12 protein-coding genes and 5 pseudogenes are annotated in these 14,737 nt (G+C 34.4%); 9 read left to right on the forward strand and 8 right to left on the reverse strand.

The features are described from left to right. Positions 1-94: 94 nt before the first annotated feature. Positions 95-748, reverse strand: a pseudogene (locus AC0L0O_RS20435) (IS4 family transposase); the annotation flags it as partial. Between the two features lie 547 nt (positions 749-1,295). On the opposite strand from AC0L0O_RS20435, the gene AC0L0O_RS20440 reads away from it, so the two are divergent. The 4 genes and pseudogenes from AC0L0O_RS20440 to AC0L0O_RS20455 all read left to right on the forward strand — a co-directional run bounded on the left by AC0L0O_RS20440 (position 1,296) and on the right by AC0L0O_RS20455 (position 4,505). Further along, positions 1,296-1,892 (forward strand): TetR/AcrR family transcriptional regulator, encoded by a 597-nt coding sequence (locus AC0L0O_RS20440; protein WP_473785995.1) that lies wholly within the window; start codon positions 1,296-1,298, stop codon positions 1,890-1,892. A gap of 43 nt (positions 1,893-1,935) precedes the next feature. After that, complete coding sequence (locus AC0L0O_RS20445) at positions 1,936-3,093, forward strand: MFS transporter (RefSeq protein WP_473786123.1); 1,158 nt, start codon at positions 1,936-1,938, stop codon at positions 3,091-3,093. 212 nt (positions 3,094-3,305) lie between these two features. Continuing rightward, positions 3,306-3,470 (forward strand): annotated as a pseudogene (locus AC0L0O_RS20450) (helix-turn-helix domain-containing protein); the annotation flags it as partial. A gap of 129 nt (positions 3,471-3,599) precedes the next feature. Next, on the forward strand, positions 3,600-4,505 hold the full coding sequence (locus AC0L0O_RS20455; protein ID WP_473785996.1) for an alpha/beta hydrolase: 906 nt from the start codon (positions 3,600-3,602) through the stop codon (positions 4,503-4,505). A gap of 484 nt (positions 4,506-4,989) precedes the next feature. Here the strand turns inward: AC0L0O_RS20455 and AC0L0O_RS20460 are convergent, their stop codons facing one another. Together AC0L0O_RS20460 and AC0L0O_RS20465 are read right to left on the reverse strand one after the other, a co-directional pair. Beyond that, positions 4,990-6,237 (reverse strand): aminotransferase class I/II-fold pyridoxal phosphate-dependent enzyme, encoded by a 1,248-nt coding sequence (locus tag AC0L0O_RS20460; protein ID WP_473785997.1) that lies wholly within the window; start codon positions 6,235-6,237, stop codon positions 4,990-4,992. Then, positions 6,177-6,399 (reverse strand): annotated as a pseudogene (locus AC0L0O_RS20465) (IS4 family transposase); the annotation flags it as partial. The gene AC0L0O_RS20460 and the pseudogene AC0L0O_RS20465, both read right to left, overlap by 61 nt. Before the next feature lie 97 nt (positions 6,400-6,496). Between AC0L0O_RS20465 and AC0L0O_RS20470 the strand changes: the two are divergent. From AC0L0O_RS20470 to xerS, 5 genes and pseudogenes are all read left to right on the forward strand, one after another. Beyond that, positions 6,497-6,847, forward strand: a pseudogene (locus tag AC0L0O_RS20470) (Rpn family recombination-promoting nuclease/putative transposase); the annotation flags it as partial. A gap of 167 nt (positions 6,848-7,014) precedes the next feature. After that, positions 7,015-7,320: an arsenical resistance operon transcriptional regulator ArsR gene (gene arsR, locus AC0L0O_RS20475; RefSeq protein ID WP_000046018.1), complete on the forward strand. Its 306-nt coding sequence runs from the start codon at positions 7,015-7,017 to the stop codon at positions 7,318-7,320. Positions 7,321-7,379: 59 nt separating this feature from the next. Continuing rightward, positions 7,380-7,780: pseudogene (locus tag AC0L0O_RS20480) on the forward strand (ArsI/CadI family heavy metal resistance metalloenzyme). Positions 7,781-7,901: 121 nt separating this feature from the next. Next, a complete protein-coding gene (locus tag AC0L0O_RS20485) occupies positions 7,902-8,792 on the forward strand; it encodes a Vgb family protein (RefSeq protein ID WP_473785998.1) in 891 nt (296 codons plus the stop codon). A 1,124-nt stretch (positions 8,793-9,916) separates the two neighbouring features. Beyond that, positions 9,917-10,990 (forward strand): tyrosine recombinase XerS, encoded by a 1,074-nt coding sequence (gene xerS, locus AC0L0O_RS20490; RefSeq protein ID WP_473785999.1) that lies wholly within the window; start codon positions 9,917-9,919, stop codon positions 10,988-10,990. Between the two features lie 360 nt (positions 10,991-11,350). Here the strand turns inward: xerS and AC0L0O_RS20495 are convergent, their stop codons facing one another. From AC0L0O_RS20495 to arsC, 5 genes are all read right to left on the reverse strand, one after another. After that, positions 11,351-11,776, reverse strand: coding sequence for a protein-tyrosine phosphatase family protein (locus tag AC0L0O_RS20495; protein WP_324656959.1), 426 nt, complete (start codon positions 11,774-11,776; stop codon positions 11,351-11,353). A 26-nt stretch (positions 11,777-11,802) separates the two neighbouring features. Continuing rightward, positions 11,803-12,084 (reverse strand): HesB/IscA family protein, encoded by a 282-nt coding sequence (locus AC0L0O_RS20500; protein ID WP_326042281.1) that lies wholly within the window; start codon positions 12,082-12,084, stop codon positions 11,803-11,805. Positions 12,085-12,123: 39 nt separating this feature from the next. Further along, the gene (gene arsA, locus AC0L0O_RS20505) at positions 12,124-13,884 is read right to left on the reverse strand and encodes an arsenical pump-driving ATPase (RefSeq protein WP_473786000.1); all 1,761 of its coding nucleotides are present in this window, start codon (positions 13,882-13,884) and stop codon (positions 12,124-12,126) included. 18 nt (positions 13,885-13,902) lie between these two features. Continuing rightward, positions 13,903-14,262 (reverse strand): arsenite efflux transporter metallochaperone ArsD, encoded by a 360-nt coding sequence (arsD, locus tag AC0L0O_RS20510; protein ID WP_322471300.1) that lies wholly within the window; start codon positions 14,260-14,262, stop codon positions 13,903-13,905. Positions 14,263-14,325: 63 nt separating this feature from the next. Beyond that, the gene (gene arsC / locus AC0L0O_RS20515; RefSeq protein WP_000428327.1) at positions 14,326-14,730 is read right to left on the reverse strand and encodes an arsenate reductase (thioredoxin); all 405 of its coding nucleotides are present in this window, start codon (positions 14,728-14,730) and stop codon (positions 14,326-14,328) included. Positions 14,731-14,737 lie beyond the last annotated feature (7 nt).

The raw sequence follows: 14,737 nt of genomic DNA on the forward strand, positions 1-14,737 counted from the left end.
TTAATAAGAAGATGAATAGTAAAAAAGAGGGCTATCAAGTTCTCTTTTTTACATTTGGTGAAATTAGGAAGCGAATGTTTATTTTAAGATGATATATATCTAATTGAATATAGAATGTTCCTTTCTTGACGGTGCTGTTTCGAAAATACTCTGGTTCATCATTCTTACGATAGATTCGAGAATTTAATTTCAAACGTGATACATAGTAAGCTCTTTTATCATGAATCTTCTGTAAGCCATGTAAGTCAAATTAGTCTAAATCTCTTATATACAAGTCTTTTGATTGAATGTTTTTTAGGGTTGTTGAGCCAAAGGTTTTATCATTTTCTCTTCCTTCTCCTACACAAACGTACAGGAACTTCCTACTCAATAAGCCAAACTCTAATTGAATTTTGACGTCTGCTGTATGATGACTACTTCCACCTGAACCTTGATAATGTGAAGATAACCTATTTGGAAGCTGAAATGTTGTAGAATCTAGAATTCGAATGCGCTTAAATATCATGGTATATTGATGAATTATTTCTTGTGTTGAATCCATTCTTTGGGTTAGAAGGTTAGCTAGAACTTTTTCAAGAAACTTTACTGTGGAAGCATTAAATCGCTGGTTAAGTCCTTCAGGACTGATAAGAACACCTATAGATACTTCAAGACAGCTACATAATTGCGTGAGTGATGTACTTGCGACTTGTTGACTAAGCCATACACATAAAGTAACTAACTCCTGTGCTTGATATTTACTCTTTTGCTAGGTGTTCTAGATTATGAGGTGACATATGTCGTTATAATTCTTTAGCAATCGGTTGAAGTTCGTCAAGAATTGAAAGATCGATAAAGAAACGCCATCCTTTCCTATAATTCTACAGTGGTCTCACCAAATGGGGTCAGACCAGAATAGCGTTTTTTTGATTATATGGATGCAAATTTACCTTAGATTGATAGCGATGTATGGTAACCCCAATTAGACCAACGATTTCTCCTTGGTTGAGTTTCTCTCCCCGACTTTTCCTATGGAAACGTAGAAAAACAAATGATTAAACAATTTATATTTTGTCTTTTTGTGGCTTTGTAAAATAGATTGATCATTTATAACAAAGTTTGATAATTAATAATAAAGATTGATGAAATTGTTAATTCAAATAAGACCTGTATTTGAATTAGGGAGCTATTTTGAATTATTCGTAATCTAAAATAATTAAATTTTATTTTACAGTAACAATAAAACAAAATATTGACCACTCGGTACAAAAAGAGTATTCTATTCATGTTATCTTTAAAATGAGAGGAGGATACGATTGAATAAACGCGGCAGACCCCGAGAGTTTGATTATTCCTCAATTGTAGATGTTGCAATGAAAACATTTTGGTTAAGAGGATATGAGGGGTGTTCTACACAAGATTTATGCAGTGATACAGGACTTGGAAAAGGAAGTTTATACAATACTTTCGGTAGTAAACATGAACTGTATAAACAAGTATTAGAACGCTACCATGAAATTGGGATTAGGGAACAAAGGAAATTGTTAGCTACTCCAATTCCAGTTAAAGAACGATTAAGTAATTTTTTTGAATGGGCATTGAAAGAAGACTTTGAGAATATTAATCAAAAAGGATGTTTATTGATTAATGCCAGTATAGAACGTGCTAAAAGTGATTTAATGGTACAAGAAATTTTCTCGAAGCATGTTGAACTTCTTAAACAAGCTATTGAAGCGGTGATGGAGGAAGGATTGCAAACAGGTGAAATTTCAAAGAAGCAATCAGCTGAGGAATTAGCTAGTCTGCTTTTAAGTAGTTATTACGGATTCCGTGTTCTTAATGTATCGATGCAAAATCGGATGTTGTCTGAACAAGTTATCAAAGGAACAATGGAGTCTATTTGTGGCGCTTAGTGCGCTCTTTTTTCGCACTATTTTTGTACCAATCATTACAATAATGAATAAGGAGTGTTTTTATGCCATCGATTATTTATTAGCTTTAGCAATCTTTTGTATGACTACATCAGAATTTATGGTTGCAGGTATGATGAATGAACTTGCTCTTGCATTCCAGGTTTCTATATCATCTATTGGGTATTTAATTTCAGCTTATGCAGGAGCAATGGTAATAGGAGGTCCCATTTTAACTGCAATCCTCTTACGAATGCGCAGCAAACAAGCATTATTGTTTTTAATGTTCGTATTTTTAATTGGTCAATCGCTCGGAGCTATTGCTTGGAACTATGATATTATGATGATTTCACGTATTATAACTGGTATTGCTTCAGCTTCAGCTTTTGGAGTTGCGATTTCCTTTTCTGCAACATTGGTTCACTCTGATTCAAGGGGAAAAGCTGCATCAATTGTACTTGCAGGTTTAATGTTCGCAACTGTATTAGGTTTACCTATAACAACCGTTATTTCGCAATATTTTGGCTGGCGTATTAGTTTTGGGGCTGTTTCGGTTCTTGTGCTAGTATCAGGGATTATGATTCAACGGTTGTTACCATCATCTTCAAATAAAGAACAATTAAATTGGAAAGACGAACTTCTGCGATTTAAGAATATTCATCTTTGGGCAGCGTACGTAACAAGTATGTTCATTATTGGTGGTACGTTTGCAGCATTTAGTTATTTCACTCCTATCTTTACAAATGTCACAGGCTTTTCAAGTGCAAGTATTCCATATTTACTTGCTCTCTATGGTAGTGCGACGGTAGTTGGGAATATAGTGATTGGCAAGTTTGCTGATAAATATACAATGAAAATACTGGTGAGCGGATTGATTATATTAATAGTAGCATTGTCTTTATTTGCTTTAGGTGCAGAGAATAAATACATTGCGGTTATTTCTACGATTTTTATTGGTTTAACTGGTGTAGCATTGAATCCGTCTATGGTTGCGAGAGTAATGAAAACAGCTAGTAATGGAACAATGATAAATACCGTTCATAGTTCTTTTATTACGCTGGGTATTGTTATTGGTTCCTCACTAGGTGGTCTTGGAATCAGTAAAGGATATGGTTTTGTATCTCCGCTATGGATTGGAGCTTGTTTAGCTATCCTTGGGGTAATTTCATTATTTCCATATTTACATAAAGGAAAGGCAGATTAAGATGTTTAAAATTTCTTTATATAGGGTCACCATACATGCCCATCAACTTAAGAATTCAGAGTTACATGTTAGTACAAAATTTCGTTCTGGGATACTATAGAATTTTAGCTTAATGGGCATTGGGAGAGTTACCTCTATACATTTAATTTGCCTTTTATGCAGGGAAATAAGTATTATTTTCGAATAGATAGTTAGTAAAGTTAAGTAAATGAGGGGAATTTAAAGATCGGTTAAAGAAATATCATAAAAATCACACAGCAATGAATTATGTAGTAAAGTTATAAAAAGAAGGAAATATGACTGTACATCAAATTTGTGAAATTACAAATGTATCTAGAGCTTCATTATATAGAAAGTTATCGGGAGGGAACAAATAATCATTCCTTATTCCATTAAATGAACGAATCAATAGAACAAGAATAAATTATTTCTTCTATTGAAATATAATCCCAAAATAAAATAATCTATTAAGTAATTCTCATTTTACAAAAAAGAGGTGTGAAGAGATGTCATTAACATCAGTTTTATTAAATGTGTTATTTGAAAAGGGGGATGCTAAAAGAGATAAAGGGTTAACTACCCCAGAAAATATCGCAAGGTTTGACAACCTTGATTACTACGGGGATAAAAGTGAAGACCATTTGCTTGACGTGTATTATCCGAAAGATACGGAAAAACCTTTGCCAGTAATTATATCGATTCATGGTGGTGGCTGGGTGTACGGGAACAAGGAAGCTTATCAATTTTATTGCATGAAGTTAGCCCAGTATGGGTTTACGGTAGTAAACTTCAACTACCGCCTTGCACCAAAATATAAATTTCCAGCGGCTCTGGAAGATGTAAATTCGGTTTTTCATTGGGTGAAGAATAATTCAACAAAGTTTCATATGGAATTAAATAATTTGTTTATTGTAGGTGATTCAGCGGGGGCACAGATTGCAAGTCAGTATGCAGCAATTTTAACTAATTTAAAGTATGCAAAACTGTTTGACTTCAAAATGCCTGATATTAAAATAAAAGCAATGGGATTAAACCACGGAATGTATGATCCACTCGATAGAATAAAAAACAAAGAAACGAAAAAATGGTATAGGAATCTTTTAAATGCTTTGATGAAGGACTATCTTGGAAAAGAAATTTATAAATATGAAAAGGAAATGGATTTTCAGTCAAACATTACACCATCTTTTCCTCCGTCCTTTGTGACTTGCAGTGTTAATGATGGATTGGTTGGGATTCAACCTGCTTTCCTTAGTAAATTAGAATCCGCAGGACTTCATTATATTTATAAGGAATATGGTCATAATGACAAAGTGAGCGGTCATGTATTCCACCTTGACTTAAGAAAAGACGAAGCAACAATACTCAACAACGAACAAATAGAATTTTTCCACCAATACATATGCAAATGAGTAGATATCTAGTAAGAAAGTAATTAAAACAAGCTGAAAATGGGGTATCCCCACATCGCTATCAACCTAATAAAACAAAATACGCCTTAAAATGAAAAAATACGCCATCCTTTCTGTATATTTCTACAAAAAGAATAGCGTTTTTTTGATTATATGGATAGAAATTTACCTTAGCTTGGTAGCGATGTTTTTTCCATACACGTCAAATTAACATTGTTCGTTTGGAATAAAGTTTAATCAAAAATACCTCATAAACCCGTATTTTATGGTAAGTAAAAAGAATCTATTTTGAAAAAAGGATTGATTAAAATAGATTCTTTTCTAACATATTTAAGTTCCGGTTTTATAAAAAAGTTTGATAATTTTCTACCTTTGATCTTCAACGATAGCGCCGTATAATGGAATAACTAAAATATGGCCTTAATCCAAAAATCAATTATTTCCTTCTACAACGAGGTATGCTTCAGGAAAAACTTCTGAAATATCATAGCTTTATATAACATTGATTCAATTCTTTACAAGACTGATAGATAAGTTCAGAAAGGCAATCTAGATCCTTTAATTCCAAACAGGAAAAAGCAATCCGAAGGTCTGTCTTGGCAAGGTAGATGGTACCCACTCCGTACTGATTGAGCAAGTGGATCCTTAATGTTTCAGCATCAGAATGTTTTATGCGAAGGCATACGAAATATTCTGAGTTGAATGGATAAGGTTCAAATTCATCCGCATATTTCCCGTCAGCTAAGATCTCTTTGACTCGTCTGGCCCTGTCTTCCATTACTTTATTTCTCTCCTTGCGCTGCATTTCAAATTCAGGATCTAACAAGGCATCCAAAATGATTGTTTGGGAAAGGTGTGGACTGCATGAGATGGTACTTCGAATGGAACCCATCGTCTTTTTCTCCAACGCTTCTAAAACCAGAGGATCCTGAATTTCAAATGTGAGAAACCCAACACGAAAACCCCAAGCATACTCTTCTTTCGTTGCCCCATCAATTTTAATTGGGAGGACATTCGGGTGTAATCCTACTAAACGAGCAAATATATATCCCTTGATTAAATCTTCGTAATATAATCCAAAATAAGCATCATCCATAACAGCAACAATATTAACCCCAAGATCCGCTGCCTGCTTGATGGCATCAAGAATTCCTTCTGCCTCATTCACCGTAGGAGTATACCCGGTAGGATTATTCGGAAAATTAAGCACAAGAATCGCTTTACCATTTTTGCAGGATAAAAGGGCCTTCAGCATACCTTCTACATTAAATTTGTTTGTTTTTGTAAATAAAGGATAGGTCACGGTCCCACAGTCGTGGCGGATGTTGAAAAGTATATGATAGTTATCCCAATACTTATCTGGAAGTATAATCGAATCGCCTTTTTCCACAAACAGGTCGGATACGATACTCAAGCCATGGGTCAGCCCATTCGTCACAATCGGGGTACCAAATCCCTTTCCTTCAAGGGAAGGATTATCCTTTAGAAGCTTTTTTCTCCAAACCTCACGCAGCTCCTGTTTTCCCGCGGGTGGCGCATACGGATACAGGTCTTTCGGATTATATGAGGAAAGGTTTTTATGAATCACATCTATATACATGGGTTGTCCACCCTCTGAAGCTATCCCGATTGTTGCATTGAATCGGTCCGCTTTCCCCGATGCCTCTCCAGCTTGGCTGACAATCCCTTTGGGCTCATTAGTACCCCAGTAGAAGCTTCTAACCGACTGCACAATTGTGCTAGCGATTTCCTGACTGAGCCATACGCAAAGGGCAATGAGTTCGTTAGCTTGATATTTACTAGACCGCTGTACAAAGCCAACTTGTCTGGCGATGTCTTGTAGGACTACTGGAGATAGAAAGCATTGTAATTCTTCAGAAAGTGAGAGATCCATAAAAAAACACCATCCGTTCCTATGATTCTACAGAAAGAATAGCGTATTTTTTCATTCTAGGGGGATTTCTTTATATTAGCTTGATAGCGATGTGGTGCTACCCCTATTACCAGAGAATGAAGATGAGCACCTCACACAAACATTGGAGGACATTGCCATGAACCAAGATCCGATTTTACAAAAAGCAATGAATAATTGGGAACGTATGAGCCAAGATTCTTCTTTCCGTCAAGCATATCAAGCAAGAGAAAAGGCCTTAATGGATGAGGCTGCAAAGTTTGCTCATGCTCGTAATGAGGGAAAAAAAGAAGGAATTCAAGAAGGGGTTCAGCAAGGAAAAATACAGATGATTAAAGGTATGCATGAACTTGGTGTACCACTTGAAACAATTGCAAAAGCCAGTAAATTAGGTATAGATGAGGTTGAACATATTTTAGAAAAAAAATAATCAGCCACAAAAAAAAGAACTTATTAATTTTAAAGATATATAACTACAATTAAGTATTATAATTAAAAGCCTCTATCGAAAATCACTAAGTAACTTTCGATAGAGGCACCTTTTATCTAGGTCGTTCTATATTCGTCAAAAAAAATTGATGAAGGGAGTGAAAAGTGATGGCACAAGATTTTCAGTTGTATGAGAAAAAGTTTAAAGCACTAGCTGATCAGAAACGTTTAGAAATTATGTATGAACTTTGTCAACGAGGACAGACTTGTGTGTGTGATTTAACAGAGGTTTTTGAAATGACGCAATCTAAGTTGTCTTATCATTTGAAAATCCTATTGGATGCAGGATTAATTGTAAAGGAAACAAAAGGTACGTGGAGTTATTATGATTTAAATGATGCTGAAGTAAACAATTTATTATCAGAAGAATTATGCTGTATTTTTAGAAAAACAGGAAAAGGCAGCTGTTGTTAAATTTATGTGCTATTAATCAAAAAAATTGATTAATAGCACATAAAAAGGAGGAATTATGTATGAAATATGTTCATGTTGGTATCAATGTTACGAATTTAGAAAAGTCTATTGAGTTTTATGAAAAGTATATGGTGCATCGCCGGTTAAAGTAAAAGTTGATTATGCAAAATTCGTATTAGAAAATCCAGGTCTTAATTTCACACTTAATGTACGAGATGAGGTAAATGGGAATCAGGTGAATCATTTTGGTTTCCAAGTGGATACAGCGGAAGAAATTACATTTCATAAAGAAAGATTAGAAAAAGAAGGTTTCTTTGCAAGTGATGAGATGGATACTACTTGTTGCTATGCGGTGCAAGATAAGTTTTGGGTAACTGACCCTGATGGTAACGAGTTGGAGTTCTTTTATACAAAAGCAGATAGTGATGTTCACAAAATAGTAATTATCTATCTACGTTAATTTATGTCTTTTTTTGTTTTTACTATTATTTATACAACTAAGATTACTCCCACAGCTATCTGATGATTACAAGTGATATAATCATAGACAACACTCAAAATTTTCAATGGGAGGGTATGATATGCAAATCACGATACAAGAATATGTGGTCAATGAAATAGACTCCGGACCATATGGAATAACAGTAGGAAAAGACGGAGCATTGTGGTTTACGGAACAGAAAGGGAATCGAATTAGTAGAATAAATGCTAATGGTGAAATAAATTCTTTTCCAATTCCAACAGCAAATGCAGGAGCTATGTCAATTATCTCGGACCAGACCGGTGACTTATGGTTTACGGAATATAACTCAAACAAAATCGGTAAAATGTCGATGAACGGTCTTTTTGAAGAATATGTACTCCCCACAAGGAACGCTGCACCTTTTGGCATAACGGAAGGTCCTGATGGAGTAATATGGTTTACAGAAATGAATAGTGGTAGAATCGGAAGAATAACAAAGTCAGGTGAAATCACCGAGTTTGAATTGCCTAATTCCAAATCATTTCCTTCATTTATTACTTTGGGATCAGACGGAGCATTATGGTTTACACAGAATCAGAACAATACGATTGGGAGAATAACCACTAAAGGTGAGGTAACAGAATATCCAATCCCAACACCTAACTCCGGTCCAGTTGGAGTTACGAGCGGCCCAGATGGAGCATTATGGTTTGTACAAATCATGGGTAATAAAATTGGTAGAATTACGTTAAAAGGTGAGTTCAAAGAATTTGTTATACCCACGCCGAACGCTCGTCCTCATGCCATAATACCTGGGAAGAACGAAGATCTTTGGTTCTCGGAATGGGGAGGTAACCAAATCGGCCGAATTACAGTTGAAGGAGTTATTACGGAATATACGATACCTACAAATAATGCAGAGCCACATGGTATCACGTTTTGTCCAGATGGCGATCTTTGGTTCGCTGAAGAGTGTAATCAAATTGGACGTCTAACAATCATCACGTAATAGGGATATCACCCATCGCTATTACGTGATGAAAAGTAATTATCCCAAAACGAGAAAATTGGTATCTCCAGGTGAAAATGTACAATTTTTTCGTTTTGGGGTTTTATAAAATTCTTAAGTTGATGGATGTGTGTTGCTATCTCTATAAATTTTTAAATAATTAGTCAATCTACCTTATAGGCATTGGTAAAAAACGAGTGGAATAAATCTCAAAATGAAAAGAATACTTATATCATTGAGACGGAAAGAGAAATTTAAAAGTTATATTTTGAAATCTGTATTAAAATCATATTTAGTTGAAGGCTTAACTAAACCAAGTACAATAATAAAGGATTAAAGGAAAAATTCTATTTCGACATCACAACAAAACTTATTTAGTCTTAAGCGGTTAAAGTTAACTGTTTGGTATTAAAATGATATATATTGGATAGGTTTTGGAAACAACAATGTAATCGATATTAATGTGTATAGTTGAATATATCTGAAACTAAAAGATATTCATACTGACGACAGGGAAGTGAATGATGAATTTATAAAGAGTCAAAAAAATAAACACTTCATAACTTCGCACGAAATACCAATTTTACGAACAATAAGGTATTAAATAAAAATCTAATAACAGTACCTAGGGATTTCGAGCTTAGTTTCATGAATCTTGGTATTTTTGTGTGTACCTATATAATTCATACTTTATATAGAAATTATTAAATTTTGAGTAACCCCTTACTAATCTTTATAGTAAATTACATTTTACTTTATAAGATTTTTTCTCACGTTGACCTAATTAGATCCCCATAATTATGATTATATAAACCAATTTATATTTTTATAAAGACTTTTAAACTATATTCATGTATTGATCTTTTGTATGAATTTAAATATCAAATTTGTTTTATTTTCCATACATTTATATCTAGTTTTTGCACTAATTTTTATGGTCAAATTCAAATTTCTCGCTTAATTATCTATAATTTTTACTTGAGTAAATACATTATTCCATTCACTATTGAGTATTTTTAGTATCTCATAATTAAATTATGTAAATAAGTCTGTGTAAAAATTGAATTTAACGCGAACTTGTGTTCGATTATATTTTCTGTTATATTATATATGAGGTGATTTTTATGGACTACAGCAAGCAACGTCAAAAATCCGTACATCGTAAAAAATTATACCAAAATCTAAATGAAATGCCCTTTTACATAGAAGAATTTGTGGAGTACAAAGAATTGCATGATGCCTCTCCCTCTACCCTACTGAATTATGTATATGATTTTAGAGTCTTCTTTAATTGGTTATTATCTGAACAAATTATTGAATTAAAACCCATTAAAGACATATCCTTCTCTGATTTAGAGAATTTAAAGAAAAAAGATGTTGAGAACTTCATGAGGTTTCTAAAATTGCAACAAAACATGCAGAATTCCTCTGTTAATAGAAAAATTTCAGCCTTAAAGTCTTTATTCAAGTACCTTACTTCCCTATCAGAGAATGATGAAGGAGAATGCTATTTTTATAGAAATGTAATGGCTAAGATTGAAATACATAAAGATAAAGAAACATTAAATGCCCGTGCAAAACGTATGAGATCTAAAATATTTCATAATGATGATGATCAAGAGTTTTTAAATTACGTTAAGTATGAGCATGAAAAATCTTTAACGAAACATCAATTGTTCTATTTCCTAAGAGATAAAGATCGAGATGTGGCAATCCTCTCCCTTTTTCTTGGTAGTGGTATTCGTGTAAGTGAATTGGCCGATCTTCGTATGGAAGATATAAACTTAAAAGAAAGGCTAATTGATGTAATCCGAAAAGGAAACAAAGAAGATTCTGTATGGATTACCCCCATTGCATTGAATGATCTTGAAAAGTATATGGAAATCAGAGATAACAAATATGCTCCAGGGAAAGAATTGAAAAATGTGTTTTTATCGAAATATAAACATACTGCACAGCCTCTTTCAGTTAGAGCTATCCAAGATATAGTAGAAAAATATACTAAGGCCTATGGAAAAAGAATGTCTCCTCATAAATTAAGACATACATTGGCAAATAAATTATATATGGAAGAAAAAGATTCATTACAAGTAATGCAGCAACTTGGGCATACCAGTCAAGATACAGCTTTGTTATACACTCAACTTGGAGAAACAACTATTAAAGATAGTCTAGGAAGAATAGGAAAGAATAAATAATAAAAGTTCAGCATTTGCATTGCTGAACTTTTATTATTTATTCTTGATTTTGAAATTTATTATGTAAAAAATATAGAGTTTAATAGGATATATTAAATAACAGTTTTAAATTCCTAAAATTATTTGTTTACGTTAAATATGAATTTAACGAACAGTTGGATGATGGGAGTTACCTCCCCTTTTGATTATTGTTGTACAAAGACATGAAACTCTAAACTAATTAGACAAGAAAGTCTAAACTAAAATTTTTTAGATTTATATAATATCCATTAAACATAATGTTAAACCAAATTAATTTGAAAGAATATAATTTATTAAAGAAAAATCCCCAAAAATATGAATTTTTAGGGATTAGATATATTATACGTATAAACGGTTTAACACTTGTTTCATTTCTGGCTTGATATTAATGCTTGAACGGATTTCTTTTGCTTTTTGTTCAGCTTCTTCCACGTTAGATGCATGCTCTAATTCTACTAACAATCCTGTAGCAACTGTACCTGTACGATTACGTCCACCAGAACAATGGAAAAATACTTTTTTATCTTGTTCAACAGCTTCTTTGACCGCTGCAATTGCATTTCGGACTGATTCATCTTGCCCTTCTACACCTTCTACGATTGGGTAAGCATGACGTTTAGTTCCAGCTGGAAACCCTTCTGGTTCTTCTCCTCCAGCACGCAAATCAAACACCTCTGTAATCCCGTGCTTGTTTACTGCATCTTGTATAGCGTCTACTCCACCAATATATACTTTTCCTTTTACTAGTTCGTGATAGTTAGTCATGTTTGTTAGTCTCCTTCAATTATTAATTAGCAGCAGTTAGATTCGCCACTGATAACAAGTCCTGCGCCTTGTTGGTCTTCTACATAGTCTAATGTTAAAGTATTAACGATTTCTGCTACCTTTGGATCCATTGCGACTTGAATACCGTTTACTGTTTCTGTGACATCATTTTCTTGTGCTTCGCCTAAATTAATACCGTAGCTAGGACCACAGCAGCCAGCACCATCAAATGTAAAACGTAATGTTGTAACACCATTTTCTTTCATAGCTGTTTCAATAAACTCTTTTGCTTTATCTGTAATATTCATTTTCATTTCTCCCCTTCATAGTAACTAATTAAAAATGTTTTATTTCACTAAAGCTTTAAGCTTCTCATATCCCACAATATCATCCGATTGCCAAGGGATGATAACACAGTTATTTTGTGATTCCTTTTGAACCGCTTGAATCCATTGTATTTCAGACTGCGCTCTTCCTCTTAACACGGAATCACTTGTATGTGTTACGTAAAAACTTTGATTGATAACCCACCATTTTGGATTAATACCTGCACGTTTTAAGTCTTCTTGTAGACGGCTTGCTTCATGTACTGGCGTAGCCTCCGCTAATGTTACGATGACAACACTGGTTTCCTCTGGATTACGAAGACGCGGTAATAAGTTCTTCACAGACTGTGGTACTTCACCCGTAGAACGTGCAATTTCCTTATGATACGTTTGTGCTGCATCTAGTAATAATAATGTATGACCTGTTGGTGCTGTATCGATTACTACAATTTCATCATTAGCTCTTTCAACAATATCGGCCAAAGCACGAAAGACTGCAATCTCTTCCGTACAAGGAGAACGTAAGTCTTCTTCAAGATACGCTAAACCTTCTTCATCAACTGTATCTTTTGCTTGCTCTATGACTTCCTTACGATAGTTTTCAACTTCTACTTTTGGATCAATTCGACTTATCGTAATGTTTCCTTGTTCTCCATGCATGACATAATCAATATGTGCTGCGGGATCAGTTGTAGTTAGGTGTACATGGTGTCCTTTTTCCGCCAGACCCACTGCAATTGCTGAAGCTACCGTAGTCTTTCCGACACCACCTTTTCCCATTGTAAAAATTACTCGTTTTCCTGATTCTGAAAGATTAGTAATTAACGTCTGAAGTGAAGGAATAGAAACGGTATTTGTTTCTTCAGCCGAAATCGAGAGATTTTCCATTGGTTGAACCAGTTTTCTCATATTCTCTATCCCAGTAACATTAAACGGTACTAATGGAACTTCATACATAGGAAGATTCTTTAATTCTTCTGCCATATTTTCTAACGCACTTGATTGTCTCTTAAACAGCGCATTTGAGACATCATCATTTTGTACGTAGTCTTTCAAGATACCATTTACAAGTAGAAATTGATTACTAACACCAATTTCTTTTAATTCATGAGCTGCACGTTCCGCTTCTTGTAATGGAGAACTATCTGGTCGTGTGACTAGCAAGAGCATTGTTTGGTTCGGATTGGATAGTGCCTGAACCGTTTGATTATATAACTCCTTTTTATCTCCAAGACCTGCTAAAGGTCCCAAACAAGAAGCTCCATGCGTACTTTCTTCTAGAAAACCACTCCAAGCCGTAGGAAGTTGAAGAAGACGTAACGTATGACCTGTTGGCGCTGTATCAAATATAATGTGATCGAATTTCGATGTTAATTCTTTATTTGTAAGTAACGTAGAGAATTCATCAAATGCGGCCATTTCTACTGTACAAGCCCCAGATAATTGCTCTTCCATCGTTGCAATAACAGCATCAGGGAGCTTTCCACGGTATGGACCAACAACACGTTCTTTATATTCATGTGCTGCTGTTTCAGGATCTAAGTTTGCTACTTGTAGATTTGGAACACTTGGTATTTCTTTTGGTTTATTCGTAAGTTTTATTTCGAACACATCTTGTAAATTAGAAGCTGGGTCAGTACTTATTAATAAAACTTGTTTCCCCATATCAGCTAACGTAATAGCTGTTGCACATGCAGTAGATGTTTTTCCTACTCCGCCTTTACCAGTAAAGAACAAAAATGGTGTGAATGCTATTGTGTTTGGGTTATATAAGTTTGTCATTGCCTTTCACTTCTTTCTCTATTTTTTCACGTTTAACTTTAAACGTACGACTGGCTTTTGACTCAACTCTTCTACTGTTATATCTGTTAATTGTGTAAGTTCTTCATTTGTCAGGTGACTTTTTTCTTTTACTACTTTTCCATCTACCAAAGTTACAGGCAACACGTCTGGTCCTTTATCTGTTAACAGTTGACTGATAACAACATTATTGGCAAATACATCTGGTTCACTTGCCAAATTATAACGAGTCACATCAATTCCTTTATTCTTCAAGTTGTTAACAGCAACTGAAATACGAATTAACTCTGGATCAACACTTGGACCGCAAACTCCAGTAGAACAACACATTGCAGGATCAAAAATTTCAATTTTTTTCATCTCTGATTTCTCCCCTTCTTTATAAAAAAGCCGAGAAGAATTCTCGGCCTATTTTGTTTTCAATTATTCTCCTGTTTCAGCATACTTTTTAATGCGTGCGCCAATTTCATCACGAACTCTTTGGAATACAGACCATTCTTGACCCGCTGGATCATCAAATCCCCAGTGAACTCGTTTTACATGTGGTGGTGTTGTCGGACATACATCATTTGCGTGACCACAAAGTGTTACAACTAAATCTGCTTTGTCTAAAATATCACGGTCAATGATATCAGATGTTTGGTCCGTAATATCGATGTCTACTTCTTTCATTGCTTTAATTGCATTCGGATTTACTCCGTGTGCCTCAATGCCAGCAGAAAGTACATTCCATTTGTCACCTAAATATTTTTTACCCCAAGCTTCTGCCATTTGGCTACGACATGAGTTACCTGTGCATAAAAAGTAAATTGTTTTCTTGTTTTCCATGATGATT

The sequence above is a fragment of the Bacillus sp. GS3m_15504 genome (assembly GCF_055825275.1).

Coding starts and splice junctions, on each gene's coding strand:
- arsD (WP_322471300.1), bottom strand. CDS start 14,262: ATGAAAAAAATTGAAATTTTTGATCCTGCAATGTGTTGTTCTACTGGA.
- arsA (WP_473786000.1), bottom strand. CDS start 13,884: ATGACAAACTTATATAACCCAAACACAATAGCATTCACACCATTTTTG.
- arsR (WP_000046018.1), top strand. CDS start 7,015: ATGGCACAAGATTTTCAGTTGTATGAGAAAAAGTTTAAAGCACTAGCT.
- AC0L0O_RS20500 (WP_326042281.1), bottom strand. CDS start 12,084: ATGAATATTACAGATAAAGCAAAAGAGTTTATTGAAACAGCTATGAAA.
- AC0L0O_RS20445 (WP_473786123.1), top strand. CDS start 1,936: ATGAATAAGGAGTGTTTTTATGCCATCGATTATTTATTAGCTTTAGCA.
- xerS (WP_473785999.1), top strand. CDS start 9,917: ATGGACTACAGCAAGCAACGTCAAAAATCCGTACATCGTAAAAAATTA.
- AC0L0O_RS20495 (WP_324656959.1), bottom strand. CDS start 11,776: ATGACTAACTATCACGAACTAGTAAAAGGAAAAGTATATATTGGTGGA.
- AC0L0O_RS20455 (WP_473785996.1), top strand. CDS start 3,600: ATGTCATTAACATCAGTTTTATTAAATGTGTTATTTGAAAAGGGGGAT.
- AC0L0O_RS20485 (WP_473785998.1), top strand. CDS start 7,902: ATGCAAATCACGATACAAGAATATGTGGTCAATGAAATAGACTCCGGA.
- arsC (WP_000428327.1), bottom strand. CDS start 14,730: ATGGAAAACAAGAAAACAATTTACTTTTTATGCACAGGTAACTCATGT.